A 25361-nucleotide genomic window follows, 5' to 3' on the forward strand; every position below is an offset into this window, starting at 1 on the left:
ACGAGACCACCATCGCCGCTCTTCGTACCTGGGCCGTGGAGTGGGCCGATGACCTCGCGGCCCGACTCCTCGGAGAGTCCGACGATCCGGACATCGGCTGATCGAATCCGGACGAGACCGCACCTGGTCAGGCGACGAATCCCGAAGTCACGCCGCGTCCCGCACATGCCGAGGGCTGCGACAGCCGTGGCCGGTAGGCCATGCGCTGATCGAATCCGGACGAGACCGCACCTGGTCAGGCGACGAATCCCGAAGTCACGCCGCGTCCCGCACATGCCGAGGGCTGCGACAGCCGTGGCCGGTAGGCCATGCGCTCCCGAGCGCCTGTGCCACCCCGAAAGTTCGCGAGGGCAGAGGATATCCGCTGCGGGCGGCGTCGGGACCGTGTGCATCCAGAAGGACGTTGGCCGCCACAACCGGGTTTGAGCCGGGCACACCGGCAGCGCCATGATGGGGCCGTTCGAGTGGCCCTGGTGCGGTAGGAGCAGCAGATGCGGCGAGACGGGAAGACGGCCCCGTCCGATCTCCAGCTGAAGATCGTGCTGCACGGCACGAGACCGCCCCTGTGGCGGCGCCTCGTGCTGCCGTCCGATACCTCGCTCGGGACGCTGCACGACGCCATCCAGGTCGCCTTCGGATGGCACGGTGGCCATCTGCATCTCTTCACCGACGAGTTCGGCCGGGGGTACGGTGATGCGGCCCGACTCACCGGAATCGATCTCGGCTTCGGCCACGAGGTCGGCGACGAGGACGCCACCGCGCTCGGCGACGTGCTGGCCGAGGAGGGAACACGGCTGCGCTACGTCTACGACTTCGGCGATGACTGGGAGCACGGGATCACGCTGGAGAAGTCACTGCCGCGCCCGGTCGGCGCGGAGCGGACGGTGCGCTGCGTCGGCGGGCGTCGCGCCGATGTACCGGCCGAGGACATCGGCGGCGTGTGGGGGCTGGCCGAGGTGCTGGAGTTCCTCGAGACCTCGGACGGGGCCGGGGATGGCCCGTACGGCGAGCTCGTCACCGAGCTGCGGGCGGCCGGTTACGATCCGGCGGCCTTCGACCGGGACGGGATCACCGCGCGGCTGGCCCAGCTGACGCCGGACACGGTGTCCGGCAAGGCGAAGCCGCCGACCGGTGACCGGGTCGGACGCAGCAATGTCCGTCGGCTGACTGCCGACGACGTGGCGTTGTGTACGTGCGGGCACTGCGGGGTGGGCGATCCGGTCGATGCCGGAGTCGACGGACCGGCCGAGGATGCGACTGTGCTGCGCCCAGTGACCCTGGCTCCGCGGGAGGACCTCGTCGCTACCGTGCGGGGCATTCCGCTCTTCGACGCTGCGCTGCGGCTCGCCGCCTGGTGCCACGAGGGCCGGCAGGTCACCGCCGGCCGGGTGCTGCGGCCCGCGCTCGCCCGTGAGGCCGTCGAGGAGCTCCAGCTGTGGAAGCTGGCCGGCGACGACTCGCCGTTTGCCGATGCCGTCGCGCGGGCTCGTGCGTTGAAGTCGCTGCGCAGCGCCAAGGACGTGGCCGTTCTCGATGATCCGTGGTGGCTCGCCGTGGACGGCGGGTTGATCACGATCAGCGGGGGCCGCGCGTGGGGTGGCGCGGCAACCGACTTCACCGGTGAGGGCCTCCTGGAGTTCTGGGCCGCCACGATGGGCGATCTGCTGGAGGAGATCGGTGAGACGGGGGTGCTGGACGGGTGGCACGGTGAGCTGGGCGAGCTGACGGCCGAGATCGCCGACGGACTGGCCGGCCTGCTGTACGACGCCTCGGACGATGCCTGGGTGGATGTCGACGACCTGCGTGCAAAGGCCCGCGAGGTGGGCGACGACGGGCCGGAGTTCGATCTCTTCCATGCGCTGCTCGCGGCGTCCTTCCGGGAGCTCGGGGAAGGGCTCCTCCTGCTGGGCGCGGTGGAGTACGAGCGCGGTGACGGCGACGATTCGGCCGAGGAGCCTCTGCACACACTCCTGAACGCCATGGTCGGACAGGAGCTGGGCGGCGGTTCGGGAACCTCGACGGCAGCATCGGACCGGTCGTGGGACGACAAGCGCGGGCACCGTATGCGGCTCACCCCACTCGGCCGCTACGGGCTCCGCGCGTACCTGATGGAGTGCGGTGTGTCCGCGCCCCTGCTCGGTGAGTACGCCGAAGCGGACGCTGACGCTCTGCTCCGGGGACTCCTGGGCTACTCCCCCGCGGAGATGCGCCGGGAGGTCGAAGGGTGGCTGGCACACCGTTCGGCGACGGATGCCGCGGTAGGGCTGCTCGACGCATGCGCGGGAGACGGTCCCGAGGCAGCGGCGAAGCGCGCCGTGGCCCAACTGGTGCTGGCCGACCTCGATGACCCCCGGGCACTGCGTGTGCTGCGCAAGGCGGCGGACTCCGACGCCGACGGGTGCCGCCAGGTGGCCACCGCGACCCTGGGCGCACGCCTTGGGGCGGAATCGGGCGTGGAACCGGAGCGGGCGGAGGAAGCCGGGCTGTGGCTGCTCGTCGACGGGCTGTCGGTCCTCGCCGGTACCGAGGAGAGCGAGGAGCTGACACGGGGCTTCCTGGAGAACTGGAACACGTCGCCGGAAGCGCTCGAACAGCGGGTGGACGAGCTGTGGCGAGTGGAGCACCCAGCCACCGCGCAAGTGCTCGCCGAACTGGGCGAGGGCTTGCGCGGCGTCGACAAGCGGCTGGCCAAACGCATGCGTACCGCGGCGAACAAGGCCCACTCCCGCCGGTGACGGCAGCGCCAGCCTGCTGGTGAACGAAGATGCGGTGAAGACCGCCTGGGCGACGGTGAGGCGAAAGAGAGTGGCACGAGTCCTCGTACGGGAGCAGGGCACGGGCACGGGGGGCGTGCCGCCCTTGGCCGCACCGGAGTCGACTGCCTGGGCAAGGAGCCTGCTCGACGACGGCTGGGCGGCGGTGTTCCTGCCCGGTGAGCCTGCCCGCCTCGGCCGGTTGCTGCTCTGGCAGCCCGCCGGGGCAGCCGCCGCCGAGGGCACGGCACCCGGCGTCGAGACCGCGGCGGCGGAACTCGTGCTGCCGCACGGCCGCTCGGTCAGACTGCGCAAGGTGGAGGGGTACGCGCTGCCCGTCGCCCTCGGTATTGCCGCGCTGTCCGGGGCGCAGCCACCGCACCCGTCCGCCGCCGCCTGGCAGGCCGCCGCCCGATTCGCGCTCCGGCTGCTCGCCGACGGCCGTCTCCACCCGGCCCTCACCCCCGCCGGCTACGACACCTGGCAGGCGGGCCCCTTCACCGCCGCCCAGCGTCGGACGCTGGACGCCCTCGCCGCCGCCTTCCCGCCTCACGGCCACTGCCTGCCGGAGCCGGGACCCGCCCCGCTTCGGATCGCCGAACCGGCCCCGCTGGTAAGCCGGTTCTGCGACGCGGTCGCCGACGCCCTGGTCCGTACTCCGGCCGCTCCGCTCGCCGTGGGAGCCCTGCCGTATGCCTGGCGCGAGACGCGTGCCGTGCCCACCCTGCACGAGTGGGCCGAGGAGACCGCCGCCGCGTTCACCGCCGACGTCAGGCTCTCGCTGCGGGTCGACGTACCCGAGGGACGCCGCCGGCAGTTCCGAGCCGTCCTCCAGCTGCACAGCGCTGTGGATCCGGCGCTCGTCGTGGAGGCCGCACAGCTGTGGAGCGAGCCGGCCGAGACCGAGCGTCTGCTCGGCCCGCGCGCCGAAACCGAGACGCTGCTCGCACTGCGCCGCGGCGCCCAGGTCTGGCCACCGCTCGACCGGCTGCTGAAGAGCGCCGCTCCGGACCAGCTGCGGCTGACCGACGACGAGGCCCTCGACCTGCTGGGCGACGCCACCGACACGCTGCGCGCCGCCGGAGTCGACGTGCACTGGCCGCGCGAACTCGTCAAAGCACTTACCGCGACCGCGGAGATCGGGCAACGCACCGCGCCCGGCTCCAGTGCGGGCGCCATGCTCGACACAGACGCCCTCCTCGACTTCCGCTGGCAGCTCTCACTCGGCGGAGACCCGCTCACCGAGGCCGAGATGGACGCCCTCGCGGAGACACGCCGCCCCCTCGTCCGGCTGCGCGACCAGTGGGTGATCGCCGACCCGAAGCTGGTGGCCCGCGCCAAGCGCCGCCGGATGGAACCGCTCACTCCCATGGAGGCGCTGGGCGCCGCGCTGACCGGCGAAGCGGAGCGGGGCGGAGAGACCTTTCGCTGTACGGCGGTCGGTGCGCTCGGCGACCTCGTCGCCCGTATCGGCGACCCCGGATCCCGCACCCCCGCCCCGCAGCCCCCCGCGCTGAAGGCCACGCTGCGCGACTACCAGAAACGGGGCCTCGCCTGGCTGGCCGAGATGTGCGAGCTCGGTCTCGGCGGCTGTCTCGCCGACGACATGGGCCTGGGCAAGACCATCACCCTGCTCGCTCTGCACCTGCACCGCCAGACCGACCCCGCCACCGCGGGCCCCACGCTCGTCGTCTGCCCCGCCTCGCTGCTGGGCAACTGGCAGCGCGAAGCGGCCCGGTTCGCGCCGGCCACGCCGGTGCGCCGCTACCACGGCGGCGACCGCCACCTCAAGGACCTCGCCGACGACGAGATCGTCCTGGTCACCTACGGCGTCCTGCGCCGCGACCGGGAGACCCTCGCCGAGAACGCCTGGTCGCTGATCGCCGCCGACGAGGCCCAGCACGTCAAGAACCCCTACGCCGTCACCGCCCGCGAACTGCGTGCCCTGCCCGCCCGCGCCCGCGTCGCCCTCACCGGCACCCCAGTGGAGAACAACCTCTCCGAACTGTGGGCGCTCCTCGACTGGACCACCCCCGGACTCCTCGGACCGCTCGCCGTCTTCCGTGACCGCCACGCCCGCGCGATCGAGTCGGGTGAGGACCCACAGGCCGCTGAGCGCTTGTCCCGTCTCGTGCGTCCCTTCCTGCTGCGCCGCAGGAAGTCCGACCCGGGCATCGCGCCCGAACTGCCCGCCAAGATCGAGACCGACCGCGTCGTGCCGCTGACGGCCGAACAAACAAGCCTGTACGAGGCGGTGGTCCGCGAGACCATGGCGAAGATCGCCGAAGCCCAGGGCATCGCCCGCCGCGGCCTGATCCTGAAGCTCCTCACCGCGCTGAAGCAGATCTGCAACCACCCGGCCCAGTACCTGCGCCAGTCCACACCGCTGCACGGCCGATCCGGCAAGCTCGACCTGCTCGACGAACTGGTCGACACCATCACCGCCGAAGGCGAGTCGGCGCTGGTCTTCACCCAGTACAGGCAGATGGCGACCCTGCTGCACAAGCACCTCGCGGAACGAGGCGTCCCCACTCTCTTCCTGCACGGCGGCACCCCCGTCGCCGCGCGCGAGGAGACGGTGGACCGCTTCCAGCGCGGGGATGTGCCGGTGTTCCTGCTCTCCCTCAAGGCCGCGGGCACCGGCCTGAACCTGACCCGTGCCACCCACGTCGTGCACTACGACCGATGGTGGAACCCGGCGGTCGAGGACCAGGCCACCGACCGCGCCTACCGCATCGGCCAGGACAAACCCGTACAGGTCCACAAGCTGCTCGCGGAGGGGACGGTGGAGGACAAGGTGGCGAGGCTTCTCGAATCCAAGCGCGCTCTCGCCGACGCCGTGGTCGGTTCCGGTGAGGCTGCTCTGACCGAACTGTCCGACGCCGACCTCGCCGAACTCGTCGCCCTGGGGAGGCAGGCATGAGCCCCTCGATCCCCGGCCCGCGCCGCACGCCCGCCCGCGGCAGGCGCGCCTTCGCCGCGACCTGGTGGGGCCAGGCATGGGTGACGGCCCTGGAGGACTCCACCCTTGACTCGGGGCGCCTGTCCCGCGGACGCACCTACGCCCGCCAGGGCATGGTAGGCCCGACCATCGTCGCCCCCGGCCAGGTCACAGCGGCCGTCCAGGGCAGCAGGCCCCGCCCCTACCGCTCCGCCGTCCACCTGCCCGTCCTCACCGACACCCAGTGGGACACCCTCCTCGACACCATCGCGGCCCGGGCCGGGCATCTCGCCGCACTCCTCGACGGCGAGATGCCCGCCGAACTCGTCGACGACGCTCGCCACGCCGGCGTCCCCCTGCTCCCGCAGCCCGCCGAACTGGACCCCGAATGTTCCTGCCCCGACTGGGGCTACCCCTGCAAACACGCCGCCGCGCTCTGCTACGCCATCGCCTCCACCATCGACGCCGACCCCTTCGTGGTCTTCGCCCTGCGCGGCCGCGGACGGGAGGAGGTCCTCGCCCAGCTGCGGGCCCGCCGTGCGGCCGCCCATGCGACCGCCACCCCACCGGCCCCAGCCGGCCTCCCGGCGGTCGGCGCCTACGCGGCCTGGGCCGCCCTGGCCGAACACCCACCGCTTCCAGAGCTCCCCGAACCGGCCCCCCACACCGCCGCACTGCCCACCGCCCCGCCACCCGGCACCGGTCTGTCCACCGCGGACCTCGAACGCCTCATGGCGGACACCGCCACACGTGCTGCCCGGCTGCTCGCGGAGGACACCACCAGCCTGCACCTGACCCAGCGCGAGGACGCGGCACGGATCGCCGCGAGCGACTGCGGACCCGAGTGGTTCCACCACCTCATCCAGAACACCGGTGCCAAACCGATCGCGTTCGCCCGACTCGCCCGCGCCTGGCGGTATGGCGGCCCAACCGGCATCACCGTCGCCGAACAGCCCCACACCCCCGACCCGACGGCGATGACAGCAGCCCGCAGCGCCCTGACCGAGACCCTCACCGAAATGACCACCACCCCGGTCGCCCTCCGGGCCTGGCGCAACCGCCTCACTCTCACCGGCCACGGCATCCAGCTGCGCCTGGGCCCCGACACCCGCTGGTACCCCTACCTCCAGGATGACGACGGCGACTGGTGGCCGGCGGCACCGGCCGACGGCGACCCCGTCACGGCACTCACCTCCGTCTGGCAACAGACCGAGAGGTGACGCGTAGGACAGGCCCGTGGATCGCCTCGTCAACCCACACGCAGCCGCCTCGGCCCCGGGGTCGGTACCCGTCAGCCCGGCCTGCTTCTTCACCGTCGCCTCCGAGTCCGTCCGCCGCGCCGGCGCGAAGTGGCTCGGCAAGCCTGAGGAGGGCCGCCTCACCAGCGGAAAGCACCATCGAGACCCCGCTGCCGCTGGGGAGAATCTGGGGAATTCAGCGTCACCATGAAGGCGTCGGAAACACGCAACGCCGCAGGTCAGCGCGCCTCATGCAGCGATCCGCGCAGGTCAACGCGTTAAGAACGACAACTTCAAGGAGTCCGCGTAGGCCGCCATTCTGTTTGCACCCACGTTGGTGGGAACCATCTACGGGATGAACTTCGACGCGATGCCCGAGCTGAACTGGACGTTCGGCTATCCGTTCGCGATCCTGCTGATGGCGGCGGTGTGCACGAGCCTGTACTTCGTCTTCAAGCGGCGGGACTGGCCTTTAGTCGACACACCGAACACCAATGGTCGACTGTGCGGACCGCCCATCAGCACGCGGTCCCGTGTGGCGATGGCGGCCAGATCGCAGGGGCGCACGCCCAGGAGCGCGTAGGCCGGCGGCCGGTCCTCCTCCTCGGTCACCGTCACCGCGCCCTCCGGGCCAGCAGCGGCGCTCCACTGCCTACTCGCTCCGGAGGTAGTACTTCCACGAGTGCGGGCCGGCGCTGCGGCCCCGCAGGGACCTGGCGCACCGGTCCGGCCACCCCTCCCGCCGCGCTCTCCAGCACGGCGAAACCCGAGCCGGGGGCGGGGCCTGATCCCGGCAGCGGGGCAGGAACTCCTCCAGCGCCTCCCGCGGCCCGGCCGCCGCCGCGACCACATGGCGCCGTCGACGTTGCGCACCCAGCCGTCCAGGCCAGCGCGTTGGCCGTGCGGTGGACGAACGGACGGAAACCCACGCCCTGGACGGTGCCGGAGATCTCGACGCGCCACGCCTGCCTCGGTCCGCTCATGCCGACAGCCCCTTCAGGGCCCCGCGGTGGCGCAGGATCTCTCGCCGTACGCGGTCGGCCACCGACGCGACAGCGGCCTGGACCGGCGCGGAGAGGCCGCGGCCGACCGAGGCGCCCTCGCCTTCGACCGCGAAGACGATCAGCCGCTGCGGCAGCCATCCCAGGACGCGAGCCAGTTCGACGGCCTCGCCCAAGCCCATGCCGTGCGAGCTGGCCGCTGCCGACGCTGCCAGTTCCCCTTGCGTCACCTCCAGCCGGTGTACCCGGCCGGGGCACCCGGGACGGGCGTGCGCGGCATCGACGACGATGCCGAGCGTCGCGCCCTGCCACATCCCGATCAGCCGCCCCGGGTCACCACCGGAGGAGGCGAGTTCCACCCGCCTACGGCCCGCGCGCCTTCGCCGCGTTCCGGGAGTTCCGTGCGGAGGCGAACCCGTAGCCCTGCCTTCGGGATGCCCGTGGAGGTCCTCGGGCCACACCGGGAGGTGCCGGTGGGCCCCCGGGTCGTCGAGGGTCACCCGGCGGCCGTGCTGATCGAGGAATCCGGGGACGCCGGCCTGCTGGTGGTCGGCGGCCGCGGGCGCGGGGCATTCACCGGGATGCTCCTCGGGTCGGTCGGCGGGCACAGCGTGCACCCCGCGAGCTGCCCGCCCACCCGTCGCATCAGAGACCGCAGACGGGTGAGGTCCCCCATCGGGGGGATCGGGGCGAGGACGCGAGACGGACGGAGCGGCCAGGGGCCCTCACCGGGGAGACCGACTGGTGTAGCGCGGGTCGGGCCGCGAGCGGACCCTGGGAGCATGGAAGAGGTTCTCGCGTATGTCGCCGCCGGCTTGGCCGGTCTGTGGGGGGTTTCGCACGCGATCCCGACCCGGGTCGTCGTCGGCGGATTCGCGCAGATCTCCACGGACAACCGCCGGATCCCGGTCCGGGAACGGATCAATATCTGTCCCGCGCTGCTGACCTGCTCGGCAGTCCTCCTGCTGATCGCCGGCCTCGCCTGAACGTGGCTCTGGCCCATGAAGCACGCGCCATCTCCCGAGGATCTGGTCCGAGCGGCGCGGGCCGCAGGGGTGACGGACGAGCGGCTGTTCCAGGCTGTCCGGGCCACCCCGCGGGCGGAGTTCGTGCCCGCCGAGCACGTGGCGTCCGCTTACCGGGACACGCCCGTACCGCTCCCGCGCGACCAGGTGACCACCCAGCCCTCGCTGGTCGCCATGATGGTGTCCGCACTCGGCCTCACCGGCGACGAACGCGTCCTGGAGATCGGCACCGGCTACGGCTGGCAGACCGCGCTGCTGGCCCGCCTCGCCGCGGATGTGGTCAGCGTCGAACGCTGGCCGGATCTGGTGGAGGGGGCCCGCCGCCGACTCGCCGCGCAGGGCATCGAGAACACCACGATCGTCCTCGGCGACGGAACCCTCGGAGTGCCGGACCGTGCACCGTACGACGCCGTCATCGTCTGCGCGGCCTTCCCCGAGGTACCGGAGCCGCTGGTCGCACAGCTGCGGACCGGTGGCCGGCTCGTCCAGCCCATCGGCCCGGGCGGACGGGAACACGTGGAGCTGTACGAGCGGCAGGACCACGGCCTGATGCACCGTGCAACGGTCACAGCGGCCCACTTCGTCCGCCTGTACGGGGCACATGGCTACCATCAGCGCTGATACGCACCGACCGAGTTCCCTGCCCTTTGACCGCACGGTGCACGGCATCGACGGTCGGCCAGCCGTACGGAGTGAGCGGCTCGGCGCTCCGCGGCCCCCGCACACGTCGGCCAGGTCCCCTACGGCGGACCGAAAGGCCCACGCTCTGTACACCGGATGCAGGGCGGTGCGGGTCGGCCCGGGCTGGGCCGAGCGGGTCGGCATGCGGGTGACCTCGCGCTGCCCCAGCATGGGAAGCGAGTCGTCTCCCTGTCCGCGGAGGTGGGCGCGATGACGCAGGACCACGTCAAGCCGACGACACGCCGAGCCGGGATGGGCCCAACCGCCCAGGTACCACGATGAGCTCCCCCGAACCGCCGGCCCCGGGCGCCCGGAGCGAGGCCGCCGGGCCGTCAGTGCTCACCCTGACGATCAACCCCACCGTCGATCTCGCCTGGGAGGTCGGGCACCTGACAGCCATCGGCAAGAACCGTGCCCGGGTCAGGCCGGTGGCCGCCGGGGGCGGAGGGATCAACGTCGCCCGTGGTGTCGTCCGGCTCGGAGGACGGGCCACTGCCGTCCACACCGCCGGAGCCGTTGAGCGATGCCGGCGCGGGAGACGGCATGGTGGCCGCCATCGCCTCACGGCTGACCGCCGGCGACGACCCCGTCAGCGCCTGCGCCCTGGTGGCCGTGGCCGCCGCAGCGATGCTCACCCCCAGCACCGAGCCTTTCCACCCGGAAGTGGCCCGAGCTCTCCTGCCCGAAGTGAAGAGCGAGTTCCAGGCCCATACGTGAGAACTCGCGTGTCCTGAGTGCGGCGCCGGCCCTCAGTCGTCCCCGGCGCCCCGCGCCTTCCCGCCACGGCTCCTGCTGGCCGTACAGGGGTGGAGGAAGGAGGGTCTCGTCATCGCTCCCGAGCGGGCTCTCGGCGCCGCGTGCCATCATCCGGGATGCCGCCGCACCGGGTGGAGGTACCCGAACTGCCGTTCGCCACGAGCTACCACCCGGCGTCATCCTGGTCGAAGAGGGCGAGCCCGCTCCCCCGTTTTTTCCCCGCGAAAGGAGACGAGATGTCCGAGAACATCGCCCCGGACGAGCACGAGAGGCTGCGCGTACTGGAGACCCAGGTGCAGGTCCTGGCCCAGGCCGTGAAAGCGCTGGCCAAAGGGCTGGAGGAGATCCCCTCGGAGGAGGTCGAGCGGGAGAGGCAAGCGGCACACGGCGCCCGGCTGGCGCACGAACTGCTCCTGGCCCAGGGACTGTGAGGGCTGGCCACTGTCGCCAGAAGCCTCTACGCGGACGAGGTGGTCGACTCGGTGATGACCTCGCCCGTGATCACGGTGGACGTCACCGACGATCCACGTGGCCTACCGGACCTTCCGCACGGCCGGGGTCCGTCGCCTGCCCGTCCTGGAGGACCACCGAGTGGTGGGCGTCCTCACCGTGGACGACATGCTCATCGACGTCTTCCAGGGCCTGGCCGACCTCCTGGGCCCGGTCGGCTGGAGCGTACTCGATCGAGGAACCACCCGGACCTCCCTCCGCGGACACCCGCCCGGCTCTTTCATCCCTTGACGACCCCGAGCGGTACCAGGCGTGCGACCAGCCGAGCGGGCCACCGGGGATTCCTCCTCCCGTGTGCCGGGGCGGGAGACCTGCGGCCCGTCGACGCGGGTGCCGTGGACGCCCCAGGCCCCCGGAGCTCGGCTCCGGCCAACGCCTGTCGCCCCTCATCCAGTCTTCCTTCGATCCGCGAGACCCGCAGGGGCCGAACGGCCCTCCCCGGGGGCTGACAGGTCCGCCGGGGAACGCTCCCGGCCAGGCGCAGGCCCGGAGGGGAACCGGCTGAGGAATCGCCCCGCTCAGCCGTCGCAAGCCCTCCCGGGTCGCACCGGAACGCCCGCGAGGACGCCCCGCAGGTGCGCCTGCTGCCCCTGCACGGTGGCGGTGGCGGCCAAGAACCAGCCGATCACCGCCAGCCACAGTCCGCCGCCGGCGTCCCCCGGAGGAAGCGCTCCCAGAACGAGGCCCACCAGGGGGCCGACACCTGCGATCCGCCCCAGAACGAACGTCGGCCGCATGGTGTTCTCCCGCCTTCAGACGCGTCTCGAACCCGTGACCGCCGCCCGTCCCGATGCGGAGGCCCACCGTCTGAGGACGGACTCCTCGTGCTCCGTCTGCTCCAGACTCTGTTCGGCGGCGGCCAGCTCCCCGCTCAGCCGGGGGATCCAGTGGTGGCGTAGCGCGCGGACGCGCTGCCGCGTCCTGCGGACCTCGGCGGCCACGCGGCGGGTGGCCTCGCACGCGGCCGCGTACTCGGCCGCCGTCGTGACCGCGTCGCGGTAGGCCGCCTCGGCCTGGACCAGCGCGCTGTTGCGCGGCGTCGGATCGTCCGGTGAGCGGGCGGCGGGTGTGCACGTCACACCGCCGGGGTGCCGTACGCCCATGGCGGTCGTGTACGCGATCGTGACCGTCGCCCGGTCGGCGGTGGCCGCCTGGGAGAGGGCCTGCTCGCCACTCAGCAGCGTGCCGCGCAGCAGCCACGTCTCGGCCTCGCGGAGCCGGGACGACCAGAGCCGGGCGGCGGCCTCCTCGGCCTGCCGCAGCGCTCGTTCCCGGTCCATCAGGAACAGCAGCTTGCGCTCCAGTACGTCGGCTCCCCTCAGCGCCGTGTCGAGACGCAGGCGCAGGCGCAGGCGACCCGCCCGCCCCGGTGGGACTCGTCGCCCTGTCATCCCTCGTCCTCTGTGTCGGCTGATGCCCTCCTGGTCACGAGCAGGGCCTCCGGAAGCATCCCGAGTTCGCCGTCGGGCAGCGTCAGGAGGACGTGCCACGCCTCGTCGAGGGACTCGTCCAGGGAGCGTGGCTCACCGGGCCGCTGAGCGAGAAGGCGGCGCAGGAAAGCATGTTCCAGGTCCAGGTACCGCCGGTCGACGGGGCTCAGCGCCTGCTCGCCGATCAGATCGGCGAGCTCCCGCACCTGGCGGGCCCGGGCGAGCGCGGCGATCAGCTGTGCGGCGACCGGAAGGTGGTCGTCGCGCGTGCGGCCCGCCCCCGCGCCCTTGCGCATGAGCCGGGAGAGCGAGGCGAGGGCGTCGACCGGAGGGTAGACGCCCCGGGCGTGGACCGTGTTCGACAGCACGATTTGGCCCTCTGTGATGTATCCGGTGAGGTCGGGGACGGGGTGCGTGATGTCCCCGGCCGGCATGGTGAGCACGGGAAGGACGGTGACCGACCCCGGCCGGTCGCGGATCCTTCCGCAGCGCTCGTACAACGAGGCCAGGTCGCTGTACAGATAGCCGGGGTAGGCGCGCCGTGCCGGGATCTCTCCGCGGGCGGCGGAGACCTCGCGCAGCGCTTCCGCGTAGGCCGTCATGTCGCTCATGACGACGAGGACGTGACGGCCGCCGCGGAACGCCAGGTCCTCGGCGACGGTGAGGGCGAGCCGTGGTGTCAGGAGCCGCTCGATCACCGGGTCGTCCGCGGTGTTGAGCAGCAGGACCAGCTCGCCGTCGGCGGAGCGTTCCGCGAGTCCTTCTCGGACGAGGGCGGCGTCGGCGTGGGTCAGGCCCATCCCGGCGAAGACGACGCTGAACGGCTCGTCCCCGCACGAGGACTGGGCGGCGACCTGGATCGCGAGTTCGAGGTGCGGCAGTCCGGCGACGGAGAAGAGGGGCAACTTCTGGCCTCGTACCAGGGTGGTGAGCACGTCGATGGCGGCCACACCGGTCAGGACCGGCTCCGTCGGCGGTTCTCTGCGGGCCGGGTTGATCGGTGTGCCGCCGATCGCCGCCCGGACCCTGCCCAGGACCGGCGGCCCGCCGTCGACGGGTTCGCCCCGTCCGTTGCACACCCTGCCCAGCCAGCCGTCACCGACTGGTACGTGCAGCGGCGTTCCCGCGAAGGCGATCCGCGTGGCGTCCGGGCTCATCCCGGCGGTGTCCTCGAAGACCTGCACCACGGCGAGGTCCCCGTCGACCTCCAGGACGAGCCCGTGGCGCCGGCTGCCCGAGTCGAGCGTGATCCGGACGTACTCGTCCCACCCCACGCCCGTGATCCCCTCGACCACGACGAGCGGGCCGTGCAGCTCCCGCACGCCCGTGTACTCGATCTCGTAGCCGCCGCTCACGCCTGCTCCGCCAGCCGTGTCAGCACCGTGTCGCGGGCCGCGGTGACGGCGGTCGGATCGTCCGGCCCGGCTGTGTCGCGGGCCCGCAGGACCGGAGTGAAGTCGACGGCTTCGACGGTCTCCACCTCCGTTCCGGCGTCGACGAGCGCATGGCACCGGTCGACCACGGCCAGGAGGGCGTCCGCGAGGGCCGCGGTCTTGCGCGGCGTGCAGTAGGCGTCCCGGGGCGAGAGCGCGTTCTGCTGGAGGACGCCCTCGCGGATCAGCCTGCCGCCGAGGACGCTGACCCGTTCGCGGGGCGGCAGGGCGGCGAGTCCGAGGAGTTCGACGAGGCCGGCGAGCCGGTCGGCCTCGGCGAGGCGTGCCGCGACCCTTCCGCGCCGCTCGGCGGCCCCGTCGGGTTCCCCGGCCGGCGCGGCGGCATCCCTGGAGAAGGAGTCGGGCCAGGACACGGCCGGGTAGTGCCGGGCGTACGCGAGGTCGCGGTCCAGGGACCACAGACACCGTACGAAGCGTTCCGTGTGCGCGGTGACGGGTTCGGTGAGGTCGCCGCCGGCCGGGGAGACCGCTCCGATGACGGTGACGGAGCCCGGGGTGTCCCCCAGGGTGCGTACGGCGGCGGCGCGCTCGTAGAACGCCGCCAGTCCGGAGGCGAGGTCGGCCGGGTAGCCCTCCTCGGCCGGCAGCCGGCCCATGCGTGCGGCGAACTCCCGCAGTGCCTCGGCCCAGCGGGACGTGGAGTCGGCGATGACCACGGCGTCGAGTCCCATGTCCCGGAAGTACTCGGCGACCGTGGCACCGGTGTGCACGCTCGCCTCGCGCGCCATCATCGGCATGTTGGAGGTGTTGGCGACGGTCACGGTGCGATCGGAGAGCCGGCCACCGGTGCGCGGGTCCTCCAACTGCGACAGCTCGTCGATCACGTCGGCCATCTCGTTGCCGCGTTCTCCGCAGCCGACGTAGACGATGACATCGGCGTCGCACCACTTGGCGATCTGCTGGAGCAGCATGGTCTTCCCGGTGCCGAACCCGCCGGGCACGCCGACCGTGCTCCCCCGGGCCACGGGGAAGAGGAGATCGATCACCCGCTGTCCGGTGGTGAGCGGTTCGCGGGCGACGAGGCGTTCCCGTACAGGGCGCGGGACGCGTACCGGCCACTCGGACGCGATGCGCACCTCGGTGCCCGCGACCACAGCCAGCACCTCGTCCTCCCCGTACCGGCCTTCCGGCGCGATGCGGTCGACGAGTCCCGTACAGCCGGGCGGTGCCAGGAGCAGGGTGTGAACCGAACGGGTGGCTCCGCCCAGGTCGCCGAGTACGCTGCCCTGGGTCACGTGCTGTCCGGCCGCCGCACGTGGGCTGAAGGTCCAGGTCCGTTCGCCCGGTGGTGACGCGGAGGCCCCCGGCGACAGTCGGTCGCCGACGCCGGTGAGGGGCCTGAGCAGACCGTCGAACACACCGCCGAGCAGCCCGGGGGTCAGCCGCACCGAGAGGGGCTTACGCAGCCGGCGGGCCGGGTGGCCGGGGGCGAGGCCGCCGGTGTACTCGTACGCCTGGAGGGTGGCCACCTCGCCCTTGATCGCCACCACTTCCGCGGTCAGCCCGGCCTCGCCCAGCAGGACCAGCTCCCCCATGGCCAAGCCGTCGGTGTAGTCCACCTCCACCAGAGGGCCCGCCACCCGCCGTACCCGGGGCGGCGGGGTCACGGCACCCACAGGGCCTCCGCTTCCGCTCCGAACCGCTCAAGGGCTCGGTCGCTCAGGGTGTCCGGAGTGAGGTCGACCCTGCGGCCGGGGGCCACCACCGTCAGCCCGCCTCCCGGAGCGGCGGCTGTGGCGGCTCGGGGGCCCAGCAGCGCGTGGGCGCGACGCCGCAGCCGGTCCTGGGCGGTCCGGTCGGCGACTGCGCGCCGAACCGCCTCGCGTACCCGGGCGCGCAGGTCCGCGTACGCCTCGGACTCCGCCGCCAGTTCGAGTTCCCTGGCGGCCTGGCGGGCTGCGGTGCGGCGGGCTTTCGCGGCTGCCGTCCCCTCGGCTCTTCCCTGGTGCCCGGCCCGCTCCAGGATGGCTGCGGCTTCGTCCTGTGCCGCCGCCACGAGCTCGTCCGCCTCCTGGGCCGCTCTCGCCAGGACGGCGTCGGCATCGGCGTGCGCCGCACGGAGCAGGGCGTCGCGCACCGGGAGGAGTTCCCGCTCCAGCCGTGCCCGCCGACTGTGGCGGGGCCGCCTCGCGATCACGACGGCATCACCGCCGTGAGGAACCGGGGGTCCGGCAGCTCCGTTCCCAGAGCCCCGGCCGCCGCAGGGGTGAGGATCACGAGGGACACGTCGTCCGGAAGCGACCACCATGCCTCGCGTACATCCTCCGCGCACTCGGCCTCGAACACGTCGACACCGGCGAGGGCGAGTCCGCTCACCCTCGTGTGCTCGCCGACGGCCGCGACGGTCCCCATGCCTCATGCCTTTCCGATCAGAAGGATGGCGACCACGAGACCGTAGACGGCGATGCCCTCCGCGAGTCCGACGATGACCATCGCCCGGCCGAAGAGTTCGGGCCGTTCGCTGAGCGCGGCGAGCGCGGCGGCACCGGTGTAGGCGACGGCCACTGCCGCGCCGATCGACGCCCCGGCCACCGCGATGGCCGCGGCGATGAGGGCGGTCCCGTTGGGTTCGGCCGCCGCGGCCTGGGCCGGGGCGCCGAGTGCGACCCCGGCGAGGCCCATGACCAGGAGGCCGAGGGCTCCCACGAGCATCAGCAGGTTCGACACGAGGAGCCATCGGACGGAGCGTTTCCCGTCGCGTCGGGCCAGCGTGCGGAAGGCCCAGAAGCCGGCGGCGAGGAAGGGGAGTGCGATCAGCCAGGCGGTCATGTGGTCACCTCCGGGTCGGCCAGGGGTACGTACCAGGGACGGAACGGGCGCCCCTGCGCCTCGAAGACCCGTGAGAACAGTTCGTAGAACTCCAGGCGGAGGGCCTGGACTCCGGCGATCAGTGCCTCCAGGGCGAACGCGGCGGCCGTGGCGACGGCGAAGAGGACGACAGCCGCCACGAGCGGCCCGGGCCCCTGACGTGCAAGACCGGTGGTTCCCTGCCAGATGAGGTGCGCCAGCGCCGCGTGGGTGAGGCCGAACGCCGCGAGACGAGCGAAGGAGACCGTGTTCGTGCCGGCTCGCACGACGACCTCGAAGAGGCGCACGCCGGTCTCGGCCGCACCCGCCGCACCGCCGGGCGTGGCGGCGAGGAATCCCGCGCCCGCGAGCAGCAGGCCCAGGGGGGCGAGCGCGGCCCCCGCGACGACGTAGGCCCGCTGGTCCGCATACAACCCGGCGCCCACAAGGGCGAGGGACGCGTACACGACGAAGCCCGCGCAGCCGGACGGGGCGTACACGGCACGCGCCGGGCCGCCCTCGCGCCATCGGTTGACCGTCCCCGCCACGTAGGCGAGCGCGAGGAGTACCCCGCCGAACACGATCGAGGCGGTCAGCAGCCGCTCGGGCGAGTCCAGGGGGGCCAGCCACAGGACGGGCAGGACCCCGGTCGGCCCGAAGAACTCCCCGTACGCGATGCCCGCCAGGACGGTGGCCGACCCGGCCCCGGCCAGGAAGGGCCAGATCCGGCGGTACCGCGCGGGGAAGGGAGGGAGACCGCGGCGCAGTGCGAGGGCCAGCAGGAGAAGCAGCAGGCCGTATCCGGCGTCCCCGAACATGACGCCGAACATCACGACGAAGGCGACGCCGGAGGGCCATGACGGGTCCACGTCCCGGTAGGGCACCGTGCCGTAGGTGGTCACCAGCCCCGCGAAGGAGCCCGCCGTTCCTCGGGAGCCCCGCAGCAGGGTCGGCGGTTCGACCCCGCGCGGTGTCGGGAGGACCACCACGGCTGCTCCCACGGCGGCGAGGCGTGCGGCCAGCCGTGGCACGTCCGTGGCGGGGCACCAGCCCGCCAGTGCCGCGACTTCCCCACGCCGGACAGCGGCCCGGCCGATGGCCGCCACCTGTGCCTCACCGGCCAGCAGGTCCTCGCGACGTGCCCGCCGCAGCGCGTCGAGGTCGGGGGTGGTCGGCGCGAGCACCGCTCCGGAACCCGGGTCGGACGGGAGTCCCCGCGATGCCGCGGCCGCCCCGGCAGACTCCCCGCTCTCCGCCCGGTCCAGTTCGACGCAACCTTCGTCGGCGATGCGCACGAGCGTGTCCCGCATCGCCGCCGACGGGGCCACGAGGGCCACTCGCCGCATCCGTACCGGCAGAAGGTGCTCAACCGACCAGGTCATCGAAGACCTCCATGGGGCCTCCGCCCCGCGCAGCGAGCTCCAGGGCCGCGCGTACGCGCCACGCGTCCACGGACAGCGCGGCCACCGCGCCCACCACCGTGGCGGGTCCGTACGCGGAGCCGCGCAGCATGTCCTCCGCGTCCCGGCCCAGAACCGCCCACCAGCGGGCCTCCGCCCGCCACAGGTCCGCCGGGTCGTCGACGCCTTCCACGGCCCACCGGGCTCCGGCGGGCAGCCGGTCGCGGAAGTCACGGAAGCCCGATGCCTTCAGGGCCCGGTCTCCCAGGACGTCCGCCGCTCGGTGCCGTACCGGCGTCGGCAGGACGCGGCCGTGGAGGAACATCTCGCGGGCCGTCAACAGGGCTGCCCTGCCCTCGGCCCAGGTGCGTGCGGGCCCCACCTCCGCGGTCCGCGCGGCGGCGGCCATGCGCATGCCGACGGAGACGGCCCAGGCGGTTTCGGCACCGGGATCGCCCCAGGGCGAGGCAGCGAGCACCTGGCGGACGGCACCTGCGGAATCGGCCCGTTCGAGCCGTCGCCACGCCGTGCCCAGCGCACCCAGACGGTAGGCCCGCGGAGGGGGCGAGGCCCCGGAGAAGGACTTCAGGAGCGCCTCGACGTTGGCGATCTCGAAGCCTGCGGCGAGCGGCCGCAGCAGGCGGGCTCCGGCGGGTGGCAGCCACCCCGCAAGGACCCGCAGATTCCACAGGAGCGCCGAGGAGGCCCCGCGTTGCGCGTCGGCGAGCGAGGAGTCCGCGGCGGCGGCTTCTCGGTAGGGCGAGCCGGCCAGGCCGCGCAGCGCGTGCCCGAGGGACGCGCTCGCGGCCAGCTCCCGGGCGGCGGCGGCACCCAGTCGCTGGGACGTCAGAGCCCTGGCCCTGATCACACCGGCGACCCACCCGGCGCCCACTCGTCGCTCCCCATGGCGTCGAGGCGTCCGAGAGCGTACGCGGCGACGCGGTCGGCGAGACCGGGGATCCGCAGGGCGGCCCGCGTGCGCACCTGCTGCGCCGCACTCCGGCCACCCGCGAGAAGGGCGGTCTCCTCACGGCGAGCCGCCGCCAGCGCGGAAGCCACGGCTTCCGCCCGCACCCGACCCGCCTGTTCCTGGGCGTCGGCCACGATGCCGGCGGCCTGCCGGGCCGCCTCCCGCACGAGGGCCGCGGCCTCGTCCCCGGCTCTGGCGCGGATCTCCGACGCCTCCTTCTGGACTCCCGCGAGCCGAGCGAGCACCGGACCGAGCTCTGCGGCAGGATCGCCCGTCCGGTCGGCGGGCACCGCGGCGACGGCCGCACCGGGCGCGCCCACCAGCCGGAACCGTGCGAGAAAGGTCCGCAGTCGCATCAGGCGACCTCCTCTCTCACTTCGCTTCCAGTCTCGCCACCCCCGCCCGAGCTGTCGCCTCGAACCGCGGCCCGGCCCGAGCGGTCGTCCAAACCGACCGCCGGGGAGGGCCCCGGGGTCAGTGCCCGCCCGGCCGGCGCACCACAGCGACCGCGCAGTGCGCGTGATGCAGCACCGCCTGGCTCACCGAGCCCAGCAGCAGGCCGCTGAAACCACCGAGGCCCCGAGCCCCGACGACCAGGAGCTGCGCGGTGCTGCTCGCCTCGATCAGGGCCTCACGTGTGGCTCCGTGCACGACGCGATGCTCGACCGGGACGTCCGGGTACCTCTCCCGGCGCCCCGCGAGCGCCTCGGCGAGCAGACGCTCCTCGGCCCGGGCGAGCATGCCCGGTGCGCTCGCGTACGGCTCCGAGGGATCCTGCGGCGGAGGCACGGGTGCGTTCCACGTGGTCCAGGCGTGCAGGGCGACGAGGCCGACGCCGCGCAGCGCGGCCTCCGCGAAAGCGAAGTCCACCGCCGCCGCGCCCGCCCGGGAACCGTCGACCGCCAGCACGATCGGCCCGGCCGGCTCCGGCGAGTCCCGCACGACGAGCACGGGACATCGGCCGTGCGCCGCGAGCCGCACCGCCGTGGAGCCCACCATGAGCCCGACGAACCCGCCCATGCCCCGGGACCCGACGACCACCAGCTCCGCCGCACGCGACTGCGCCTCAAGGACCGTCACCGGATCCCCCGTCACCACGGCATGGGTGAAGTCCACCGAAGGCGCCACTGTCCTGGCCCGTTCCACCGCCTCGGCCAGCAGGCCCTCGGCCATCTTCCGGACCTCGCCCTCGTCCGGCATCGGCAGGGCACCCCACAGCGGCACACACGCCGCCGGCCAGTGGAAGGCGTGCACGATCCGCAGCCCCGCATCTCGCCACCGGGCCTCCCGGGCCGCTGCCTCCACTGCGACGAGGCTCGACGCCGAGCCGTCCGCTCCCACGATCACCAGACCACTCACGGTTCTCCTCCGCTCAGCCCCCGTCTCAAGCCTCTCCCCGGCGGCGTTCGGCGGCCACAGATCGACCGACCGGCAGATGACCGTGGTGCGGTGGACCGGCGACGCGAACCGATCGCCGGAGCCCGGAGCCAGTGGCTCAGCTCGCGTGCCAGGAGACGGTTCGCGGCTGGTCCCCGCATCCCTCGGTTCCCACCGGGGACCGGCCACCGTCCCTACCGGCAGTGGCCTCGTGCCGTAGTCGTGTCAGGCGCAGACGGCCTCGACGAACTTCCCGACCTGCTGCTCGTCCAGGTGCCCGGCGAGGTCCGCTTCGCTGATCAGTGTCCGGCCGTCATGTGGCGCGGGTCCTTGTCCTTGGCGAGGCACTTCACCGCGTCAGATCGTGACCGGGCCGTGGGCGGTGGCGAACTCAACCGAGACCAGGCCCGGCTCCTCGTCCTCGACCCAGGTGACGTCGATCTGGTCGAGGGGGTGGTCGGCCGGTTCGCCGAGGAATTCGGCGATGGAGGCGGCGTCGCCGGCGATGGAGAGCCCGTGGATGGTGGTGGAGGTTCGCGGGTCGGCGCTCGGGCGCTCCTCGGTGGGGACCAACCACTGGAGGAAGTAGGGCAGTTGCGGGTCCTCCAGCAGTTCCAGCAGGCCGATCTGCTTCCACCTCAGGTCGAATCCGTCGGGGCGGACGCGGTGGCCCTCGGCCGAGGTGCGGCCGAGGCGGGCCTCGACCGGGGCGATGTCGTCGACGGAGACCACCCAGCCGAGCCAGCCGCCGCCCTCGGCGGCGCGGCGCGCGACCGCTTGGCCGAAGGGGGCGCGGTCGGCGGCGGGGTGGTCGAGAGTGGTGACGACCTCGACGTAGGTGCCGCCGCTCAGCGGGAGGATGAAATTGCGGGTGCCGAACCGCGGGTGCACGCCCCCGTCGACGAACCCGGCGCCGAGGGCCGATCCGATCCACTGGACGGTCGAGACGAAGCTGTCGCGGGCCACCGCATAGGACACGTGATCAAGTCGCACTGCGTCATCATCACCCGACACCCCGCACACATGCCTACGCCACGCCCGCCGTCCCGGCCGCCTCCGCCGTGGATTCAGCCGTGAAGCGGATCGGTCACCGTCATCCCGGCGGGGAGACCCGGTCGAAGCCTGGCAGATCACGACGTCGGACGGACAATGCCGCGACTGGGGCCGTGGTCGACGCCCGGGGCGTCGACCACGGCGGGGCCGGGTGGCGTGCGGCCCGGGTCAGGGCTTGGGGAGGGTGCAGGTGGGGAGGGTGGGGTCGAACAGGTTGCCGGAGCCTATGCATGCCACGAGGGGGTAGGTCTGCTGGGCGTAGTTGATGCCCTGGCGGACCGTGACCGTGCCGTTCTCGTCCACCTCGCACGGGTTGTTGACCGTGCAGCGGCCGCCGCTCTCGTTGCCCGTGTTGTTGACCGCCACGACCTTGTTGGTGGTCGCGTCGATCACGGGGGAGCCCGAGGTGCCGCCGATGGTGTTGCACGAGGGGGTGTAGCGGAGCGAGTCCTTCCAGGTCCAGTCGCCCTCCTTGAGGCGGTACGCGAACCCGTCGACGTTGCAGCTGTAGATCCGCTTCCAGTACCCGGAGACGACCTTGATGGCCGTGCCCTGCACCGGGCGGGCGTCGTTCAACGTGAGTGCGCTGATGCCGTACTGGCTCTGGATCTGGGCGTACGTCCTGGTGAGCTGGTAGACCGCGACGTCGGTGTCGGTCATCGTCGCGTACGCGATCTTGCCGGCCCGTACCGTCCCGAGCCGTGATCCGGACGCGCTGAGCAGCGTGAACGAGCGGCTGGACGGCTGGTTGCTGATCACCTCGCCCGGCTCCGGGAAGCCGGATTCGATGCAGTGGCCGTTGGTGAGGACCAGGGCGGGGTCGTTCGGCTGCGAGGTGGGCGTGCGGACGACGGAGCCGGAGCAGTTGCTGAGCGCGACCGTGCCCGCGAAGTTCACGGCGACGGCCGCGGCCTCCGTGCGGTCCCGGTGCGTGGAGGCCGTGGCCGGGGCGGTCGCCGCACCTGACAGGAGCAGCGACAGCGCGGCGCCGACGAGAGGCTTGTTCATGTGGGGGTCCCCTCTGCTGACGACTGGGCAACCGGACATCGTGATTCCGGTCCTCGATTGTCATGCGCATTGTTGGGGCCCGGGGCTCAACTGGCAATGGGCGTGGCTTGGTTGGGTACGCCCGTGAGGTAGCGGGCTCTCAGGTCGCGCTCGGTCGACGCGGTGATGCCCACACGGTCCGCGAGGTAGCCGGCCGTCGAGCCGTAGCGCGCCGACAGGTCGGCGAGGACCAGGGACAGGACGACCGCCGGCGCCCGACCGTACGAGGGCCAGCGCATGGTGCGGTCCGGGTTGGAGGCGTGCCAGTCGGCCAGGAGCCGCTCGGTGGCCAGCTCGGTCAGTGCGAAGTCGGCCAGGACGTCCTCCTCGGACACCCCCAGGAGGGTGAGGAGGAGGGCGGCGACGAGTCCGGTGCGGTCCTTGCCCGAGGTGCAGTGGAAGACCGCGGGGCCCGCCGGCCCGGTGGCGATCAGCTCGATCACCTGCCGGATCTCCTCGACCCCGTCCTCCGCGACCTCCCCGAACCGGTCGGCCAGGTACCGCCACGGGTCGATGTCGGGGTCGATGGCCGCCTGATCGTACGGGCGGTGCTCGATGCTGAGGTTGGCGTACGTGAAGCGGTGCTGCTCGGGGATCCGGCCCTTGGCCTCGATCTCCCACGGGTAGCGCAGGTCGATGACCGTGCGTACGCCCAGGGCGAGGAAACGGTCCCAGTCGGCGCCCTCACCGACCCGGAGCTTGCCGAGCGAGTCGGCGCGGTAGAGCGCGCCCCAGGCGACCGTACGGCCGTCGGCACCGCGGTAGCCACCCAGGTCGCGGAAGTTGTGCAGGCGGTCGAAGGGGATGTGGCGGCGGTGGGGGTGGTGGTGTGTCGATGTCGCCGTGGGGTGCGGCGGCGGCGTTCCGTGCGGCGCGTTCTTCAACTGGCGCTCCCTGGTCGGTTGTTGATCGTGCGACCAAGGATGCACGTGCCTGCCCCGTGGACGGGCCGCAGGGTGGGCGTACGTCGGGCGGTCCGTTCCGCCTTCAGCGTTTGCGGGCGAGGGTGAGGCCGTCCGCGAGGGGGAGGAGGACGGAGTCGACCCGGGCGTCGGCGCGCACACGGGCGTTGAACTCGCGGATCGACAGGGCGTTTCCGGTGGCGTCGGGCCGGGCCGCGTCCCCGCCGTACAGGACGTTGTCGGCGAGGAGCAGCCCGCCCGGCCGCAGCCGCGGCACGAGCTCGTCCCAGTAGGTGCGGTAGCCGCCCTTGTCGGCGTCCAGGAAGGCCAGGTCGATCTCGGCCTCGTACGGTAGGGCGGCGAGGGTGTCGGCGGCCGGCCCGAGCCGCAGGTCGATGCGGTCGGCGACACCGGCCGCCCGCCAGGCCTCCCGGGCGATCGCCGTCCACTCCTCGGAGACGTCGCAGGTCACCACGCGCCCTCCCGGCGCCAGGCCTTCGGCGAGGGCGAGGGTGGAGTAGCCGGTGAACGTGCCGACCTCGACGACGCGGCGGGCACCTGTGATCCGGGTGAGGAGGGTCAGGAGGCGGGCCTGCTCGTGCGGGACCTGCATGACGGCGACGTCGCCCAGTTCGCGCGTACGGGCGACCAGTTGCTGCTGCGCGGGCGTCGGCGGGTCGGTCTGGGCGAGCAGGTACGCGTACACCTCCGGGGTGATCGGCACCGTCTTCGCCGTGTCGGCGGTCCTGTCCATGCGCTGCACCCCTTCGCGGGAGAACGGGGCCCGGCGCCGCCGTCCGGGTGGTCAACGACGGTGCGCGGCTGCGGAAACGGTCGGGCTCGGCGGGCGGCCGGCGCCGCTGCCGGACAGCGGGTGCAGGGAAGCGTGGTGCAGGGGCGCCGACGGGTCGACGGTCATGTCGTACGGGGCGGGTTCGGTTCCCGCGCGGACCAGCAGGCCACCGACCGCTGCGATCATCGCCCCGTTGTCGGTGCACAACGTCATCGGGGGCACCCGGAGTTCGATCCCCGCCGAGGCGCAGCGGCGCTGCGCGAGTTCGCGGACACGGGAGTTGGCGGCGACCCCGCCGACCACGACCAGCGTCTTCACGCCGTGGTCGCGGCACGCCGCCACCGCCTTGCGGGTCAGCACATCGGCGACGGCCTCCTGCAGGGACGCGGCGGCATCGGCGAGCGGGAGCTCCTCGCCGCGCTGCCGGCAGGCCTCGGCGTAGCGGGCGGCGGCGGTCTTCAGCCCGGAGAAGGAGAAGGAGTAGGGGGACGCGAGCGGGTGCGGGGGCGGGGCCGGGTGCAGGGGCGGGGCCGGGTACGGGTGCGGAGCCTGGTACGGGTGTGCGTCCTGCCCGCGGCGGCCCGCCGCGCCGCCCGTCAGCGGCCGGGGGAACGCCACGGCCTTCGGGTTGCCGCCGCGCGCGGCGCGGTCGATGGCCGGGCCACCCGGGTACGGCAGCCCGAAGACCCGGGCCACCTTGTCGAAGCACTCCCCCGCGGCATCGTCCACGGTGTCCCCGAGGTGCAGGATCGGCTCGCGCACGAGGTCCCGTACGAGGAGCAGCGAGGTGTGGCCGCCGGAGACGATCAGCACCACGCACGGGTCGGGCAGCGGCCCGTGCTCCAGGGTGTCGGCGGCGACGTGCCCGGCGAGGTGGTGGACCCCGTACAGCGGGACGCCCACGGCGTAGGCGAGGGCCTTGGCGCCGGCCAGTCCGACCTGGAGCGCGCCGGAGAGGCCGGGGCCGGTGGTGACGGCCACCGCGTCGATCCCGCCGGGCCGCAGTCGCGCCTGGTCGAGGGCCCGGCGGACGACGGGGTTGAGGGCGTGCAGGTGGGCGCGGGCGGCGATCTCCGGGACGACTCCGCCGTAGCGGGCGTGCTCGTCCATGCTGGACGCGACGACGTGGGCGAGCAGGCGGCCGTCCTGCACGATGCCCACGCCGGTCTCGTCGCAGGACGACTCGATGCCCAGGACCACCGGAGATGCCGTCGTCTTGCCCATCGTGCTGCCGCCGCCACCT

26 protein-coding genes and 2 pseudogenes are annotated in these 25361 nt (G+C 73.1%); 10 read left to right on the top strand and 18 right to left on the bottom strand.

The window, feature by feature from the left end; translation table 11 throughout:
- The first annotated feature begins 491 nt into the window (after nucleotides 1–491).
- The 4 genes and pseudogenes from ACSHWO_RS07765 to ACSHWO_RS07780 form a co-directional block, all read left to right on the top strand.
- Nucleotides 492–2735, top strand: coding sequence for an IS1096 element passenger TnpR family protein (locus ACSHWO_RS07765; RefSeq protein WP_438310682.1), 2244 nt, complete (start codon nucleotides 492–494; stop codon nucleotides 2733–2735).
- Nucleotides 2736–2859: 124 nt separating this feature from the next.
- On the top strand, nucleotides 2860–5676 hold the full coding sequence (locus ACSHWO_RS07770; protein WP_438318990.1) for a DEAD/DEAH box helicase: 2817 nt from the start codon (nucleotides 2860–2862) through the stop codon (nucleotides 5674–5676).
- Nucleotides 5673–6914 carry an SWIM zinc finger family protein gene (locus tag ACSHWO_RS07775; RefSeq protein ID WP_438310685.1) on the top strand — a complete coding sequence of 414 codons (1242 nt, stop codon included), beginning with the start codon at nucleotides 5673–5675 and terminating at the stop codon, nucleotides 6912–6914. Before ACSHWO_RS07770 ends, ACSHWO_RS07775 begins: the two co-directional genes overlap by 4 nt.
- A 328-nt stretch (nucleotides 6915–7242) precedes the next feature.
- Nucleotides 7243–7401: pseudogene (locus ACSHWO_RS07780) on the top strand (CorA family divalent cation transporter); the annotation flags it as partial.
- A 145-nt stretch (nucleotides 7402–7546) separates the two neighbouring features.
- Here the strand turns inward: ACSHWO_RS07780 and ACSHWO_RS07785 are convergent.
- Together ACSHWO_RS07785 and ACSHWO_RS07790 are read right to left on the bottom strand one after the other, a co-directional pair.
- Nucleotides 7547–7915: an acylphosphatase gene (locus ACSHWO_RS07785; RefSeq protein WP_438310687.1), complete on the bottom strand. Its 369-nt coding sequence runs from the start codon at nucleotides 7913–7915 to the stop codon at nucleotides 7547–7549.
- A complete protein-coding gene (locus tag ACSHWO_RS07790; RefSeq protein WP_438310689.1) occupies nucleotides 7912–8433 on the bottom strand; it encodes a hydrogenase maturation protease in 522 nt (173 codons plus the stop codon). Before ACSHWO_RS07790 ends, ACSHWO_RS07785 begins: the two co-directional genes overlap by 4 nt.
- Here ACSHWO_RS07790 and ACSHWO_RS07795 point away from each other — a divergent pair.
- The 6 genes and pseudogenes from ACSHWO_RS07795 to ACSHWO_RS07820 form a co-directional block, all read left to right on the top strand.
- A pseudogene (locus ACSHWO_RS07795) lies at nucleotides 8368–8553 on the top strand (universal stress protein); the annotation flags it as partial. The gene ACSHWO_RS07790 and the pseudogene ACSHWO_RS07795 overlap by 66 nt on opposite strands.
- Before the next feature lie 162 nt (nucleotides 8554–8715).
- Nucleotides 8716–8919, top strand: coding sequence for a hypothetical protein (locus ACSHWO_RS07800; protein ID WP_438319346.1), 204 nt, complete (start codon nucleotides 8716–8718; stop codon nucleotides 8917–8919).
- A gap of 15 nt (nucleotides 8920–8934) precedes the next feature.
- Nucleotides 8935–9579, top strand: a complete 645-nt coding sequence (locus tag ACSHWO_RS07805) for a protein-L-isoaspartate(D-aspartate) O-methyltransferase (RefSeq protein ID WP_438310692.1) — start codon at nucleotides 8935–8937, stop codon at nucleotides 9577–9579.
- A 471-nt stretch (nucleotides 9580–10050) separates the two neighbouring features.
- Nucleotides 10051–10356 carry a PfkB family carbohydrate kinase gene (locus ACSHWO_RS07810; RefSeq protein ID WP_438310694.1) on the top strand — a complete coding sequence of 102 codons (306 nt, stop codon included), beginning with the start codon at nucleotides 10051–10053 and terminating at the stop codon, nucleotides 10354–10356.
- 275 nt (nucleotides 10357–10631) lie between these two features.
- On the top strand, nucleotides 10632–10826 hold the full coding sequence (locus tag ACSHWO_RS07815) for a hypothetical protein (protein WP_438310697.1): 195 nt from the start codon (nucleotides 10632–10634) through the stop codon (nucleotides 10824–10826).
- 97 nt (nucleotides 10827–10923) lie between these two features.
- A complete protein-coding gene (locus ACSHWO_RS07820; RefSeq protein WP_438310699.1) occupies nucleotides 10924–11136 on the top strand; it encodes a CBS domain-containing protein in 213 nt (70 codons plus the stop codon).
- Nucleotides 11137–11423: 287 nt separating this feature from the next.
- Here ACSHWO_RS07820 and ACSHWO_RS07825 read toward each other — a convergent pair whose 3' ends face one another.
- The 16 genes from ACSHWO_RS07825 to tsaD all read right to left on the bottom strand — a co-directional run bounded on the left by ACSHWO_RS07825 (nucleotide 11424) and on the right by tsaD (nucleotide 25342).
- On the bottom strand, nucleotides 11424–11642 hold the full coding sequence (locus tag ACSHWO_RS07825; RefSeq protein ID WP_438310701.1) for a hypothetical protein: 219 nt from the start codon (nucleotides 11640–11642) through the stop codon (nucleotides 11424–11426).
- 15 nt (nucleotides 11643–11657) lie between these two features.
- Nucleotides 11658–12296: a V-type ATP synthase subunit D gene (locus ACSHWO_RS07830; RefSeq protein WP_438310703.1), complete on the bottom strand. Its 639-nt coding sequence runs from the start codon at nucleotides 12294–12296 to the stop codon at nucleotides 11658–11660.
- The gene (locus tag ACSHWO_RS07835) at nucleotides 12293–13690 is read right to left on the bottom strand and encodes a V-type ATP synthase subunit B (protein WP_438310705.1); all 1398 of its coding nucleotides are present in this window, start codon (nucleotides 13688–13690) and stop codon (nucleotides 12293–12295) included. Before ACSHWO_RS07835 ends, ACSHWO_RS07830 begins: the two co-directional genes overlap by 4 nt.
- Nucleotides 13687–15369, bottom strand: a complete 1683-nt coding sequence (locus tag ACSHWO_RS07840) for a V-type ATP synthase subunit A (protein ID WP_438310707.1) — start codon at nucleotides 15367–15369, stop codon at nucleotides 13687–13689. The genes ACSHWO_RS07835 and ACSHWO_RS07840 overlap by 4 nt, the downstream gene beginning before the upstream one ends.
- A 23-nt stretch (nucleotides 15370–15392) precedes the next feature.
- Nucleotides 15393–15926 carry a hypothetical protein gene (locus ACSHWO_RS07845; RefSeq protein WP_438310709.1) on the bottom strand — a complete coding sequence of 178 codons (534 nt, stop codon included), beginning with the start codon at nucleotides 15924–15926 and terminating at the stop codon, nucleotides 15393–15395.
- Nucleotides 15923–16141, bottom strand: a complete 219-nt coding sequence (locus tag ACSHWO_RS07850; protein ID WP_438310711.1) for a hypothetical protein — start codon at nucleotides 16139–16141, stop codon at nucleotides 15923–15925. Before ACSHWO_RS07850 ends, ACSHWO_RS07845 begins: the two co-directional genes overlap by 4 nt.
- A 3-nt stretch (nucleotides 16142–16144) precedes the next feature.
- Nucleotides 16145–16558: an ATP synthase subunit C gene (locus tag ACSHWO_RS07855; RefSeq protein ID WP_438310713.1), complete on the bottom strand. Its 414-nt coding sequence runs from the start codon at nucleotides 16556–16558 to the stop codon at nucleotides 16145–16147.
- Complete coding sequence (locus tag ACSHWO_RS07860; RefSeq protein ID WP_438310715.1) at nucleotides 16555–17958, bottom strand: V-type ATPase 116kDa subunit family protein; 1404 nt, start codon at nucleotides 17956–17958, stop codon at nucleotides 16555–16557. Before ACSHWO_RS07860 ends, ACSHWO_RS07855 begins: the two co-directional genes overlap by 4 nt.
- Nucleotides 17942–18868 (bottom strand): hypothetical protein, encoded by a 927-nt coding sequence (locus ACSHWO_RS07865; protein ID WP_438310717.1) that lies wholly within the window; start codon nucleotides 18866–18868, stop codon nucleotides 17942–17944. The genes ACSHWO_RS07860 and ACSHWO_RS07865 overlap by 17 nt, the downstream gene beginning before the upstream one ends.
- Complete coding sequence (locus tag ACSHWO_RS07870) at nucleotides 18841–19302, bottom strand: hypothetical protein (RefSeq protein WP_438310720.1); 462 nt, start codon at nucleotides 19300–19302, stop codon at nucleotides 18841–18843. The genes ACSHWO_RS07865 and ACSHWO_RS07870 overlap by 28 nt, the downstream gene beginning before the upstream one ends.
- Nucleotides 19303–19420: 118 nt before the next feature.
- Nucleotides 19421–20305, bottom strand: coding sequence for a universal stress protein (locus ACSHWO_RS07875; protein ID WP_438310722.1), 885 nt, complete (start codon nucleotides 20303–20305; stop codon nucleotides 19421–19423).
- Nucleotides 20306–20680: 375 nt separating this feature from the next.
- Entirely contained in the window at nucleotides 20681–21316 is a 636-nt protein-coding gene (locus ACSHWO_RS07880) for a VOC family protein (protein WP_438310724.1), read from the bottom strand.
- A 228-nt stretch (nucleotides 21317–21544) separates the two neighbouring features.
- Entirely contained in the window at nucleotides 21545–22384 is an 840-nt protein-coding gene (locus ACSHWO_RS07885) for a S1 family peptidase (protein WP_438310726.1), read from the bottom strand.
- Nucleotides 22385–22470: 86 nt separating this feature from the next.
- The gene (locus tag ACSHWO_RS07890; RefSeq protein ID WP_438310728.1) at nucleotides 22471–23307 is read right to left on the bottom strand and encodes a tyrosine-protein phosphatase; all 837 of its coding nucleotides are present in this window, start codon (nucleotides 23305–23307) and stop codon (nucleotides 22471–22473) included.
- Between the two features lie 103 nt (nucleotides 23308–23410).
- Nucleotides 23411–24079: an O-methyltransferase gene (locus ACSHWO_RS07895; protein ID WP_438310731.1), complete on the bottom strand. Its 669-nt coding sequence runs from the start codon at nucleotides 24077–24079 to the stop codon at nucleotides 23411–23413.
- A gap of 51 nt (nucleotides 24080–24130) precedes the next feature.
- Entirely contained in the window at nucleotides 24131–25342 is a 1212-nt protein-coding gene (gene tsaD, locus ACSHWO_RS07900) for a tRNA (adenosine(37)-N6)-threonylcarbamoyltransferase complex transferase subunit TsaD (protein ID WP_438310734.1), read from the bottom strand.
- Nucleotides 25343–25361 lie beyond the last annotated feature (19 nt).

Source organism: Streptomyces pallidus (ex Mingjun et al. 2026) (assembly GCF_051550185.1).
Taxonomy (GTDB): domain Bacteria; phylum Actinomycetota; class Actinomycetes; order Streptomycetales; family Streptomycetaceae; genus Streptomyces.

Coding starts and splice junctions, on each gene's coding strand:
- ACSHWO_RS07765 (WP_438310682.1), top strand. CDS start 492: ATGCGGCGAGACGGGAAGACGGCCCCGTCCGATCTCCAGCTGAAGATC.
- ACSHWO_RS07775 (WP_438310685.1), top strand. CDS start 5,673: ATGAGCCCCTCGATCCCCGGCCCGCGCCGCACGCCCGCCCGCGGCAGG.
- ACSHWO_RS07785 (WP_438310687.1), bottom strand. CDS start 7,915: ATGAGCGGACCGAGGCAGGCGTGGCGCGTCGAGATCTCCGGCACCGTC.
- ACSHWO_RS07800 (WP_438319346.1), top strand. CDS start 8,716: ATGGAAGAGGTTCTCGCGTATGTCGCCGCCGGCTTGGCCGGTCTGTGG.
- ACSHWO_RS07805 (WP_438310692.1), top strand. CDS start 8,935: ATGAAGCACGCGCCATCTCCCGAGGATCTGGTCCGAGCGGCGCGGGCC.
- ACSHWO_RS07815 (WP_438310697.1), top strand. CDS start 10,632: ATGTCCGAGAACATCGCCCCGGACGAGCACGAGAGGCTGCGCGTACTG.
- ACSHWO_RS07825 (WP_438310701.1), bottom strand. CDS start 11,642: ATGCGGCCGACGTTCGTTCTGGGGCGGATCGCAGGTGTCGGCCCCCTG.
- ACSHWO_RS07830 (WP_438310703.1), bottom strand. CDS start 12,296: ATGACAGGGCGACGAGTCCCACCGGGGCGGGCGGGTCGCCTGCGCCTG.
- ACSHWO_RS07850 (WP_438310711.1), bottom strand. CDS start 16,141: ATGGGGACCGTCGCGGCCGTCGGCGAGCACACGAGGGTGAGCGGACTC.
- ACSHWO_RS07855 (WP_438310713.1), bottom strand. CDS start 16,558: ATGACCGCCTGGCTGATCGCACTCCCCTTCCTCGCCGCCGGCTTCTGG.
- ACSHWO_RS07860 (WP_438310715.1), bottom strand. CDS start 17,958: ATGACCTGGTCGGTTGAGCACCTTCTGCCGGTACGGATGCGGCGAGTG.
- ACSHWO_RS07870 (WP_438310720.1), bottom strand. CDS start 19,302: ATGCGACTGCGGACCTTTCTCGCACGGTTCCGGCTGGTGGGCGCGCCC.
- ACSHWO_RS07885 (WP_438310726.1), bottom strand. CDS start 22,384: ATGAACAAGCCTCTCGTCGGCGCCGCGCTGTCGCTGCTCCTGTCAGGT.
- ACSHWO_RS07895 (WP_438310731.1), bottom strand. CDS start 24,079: ATGGACAGGACCGCCGACACGGCGAAGACGGTGCCGATCACCCCGGAG.
- tsaD (WP_438310734.1), bottom strand. CDS start 25,342: ATGGGCAAGACGACGGCATCTCCGGTGGTCCTGGGCATCGAGTCGTCC.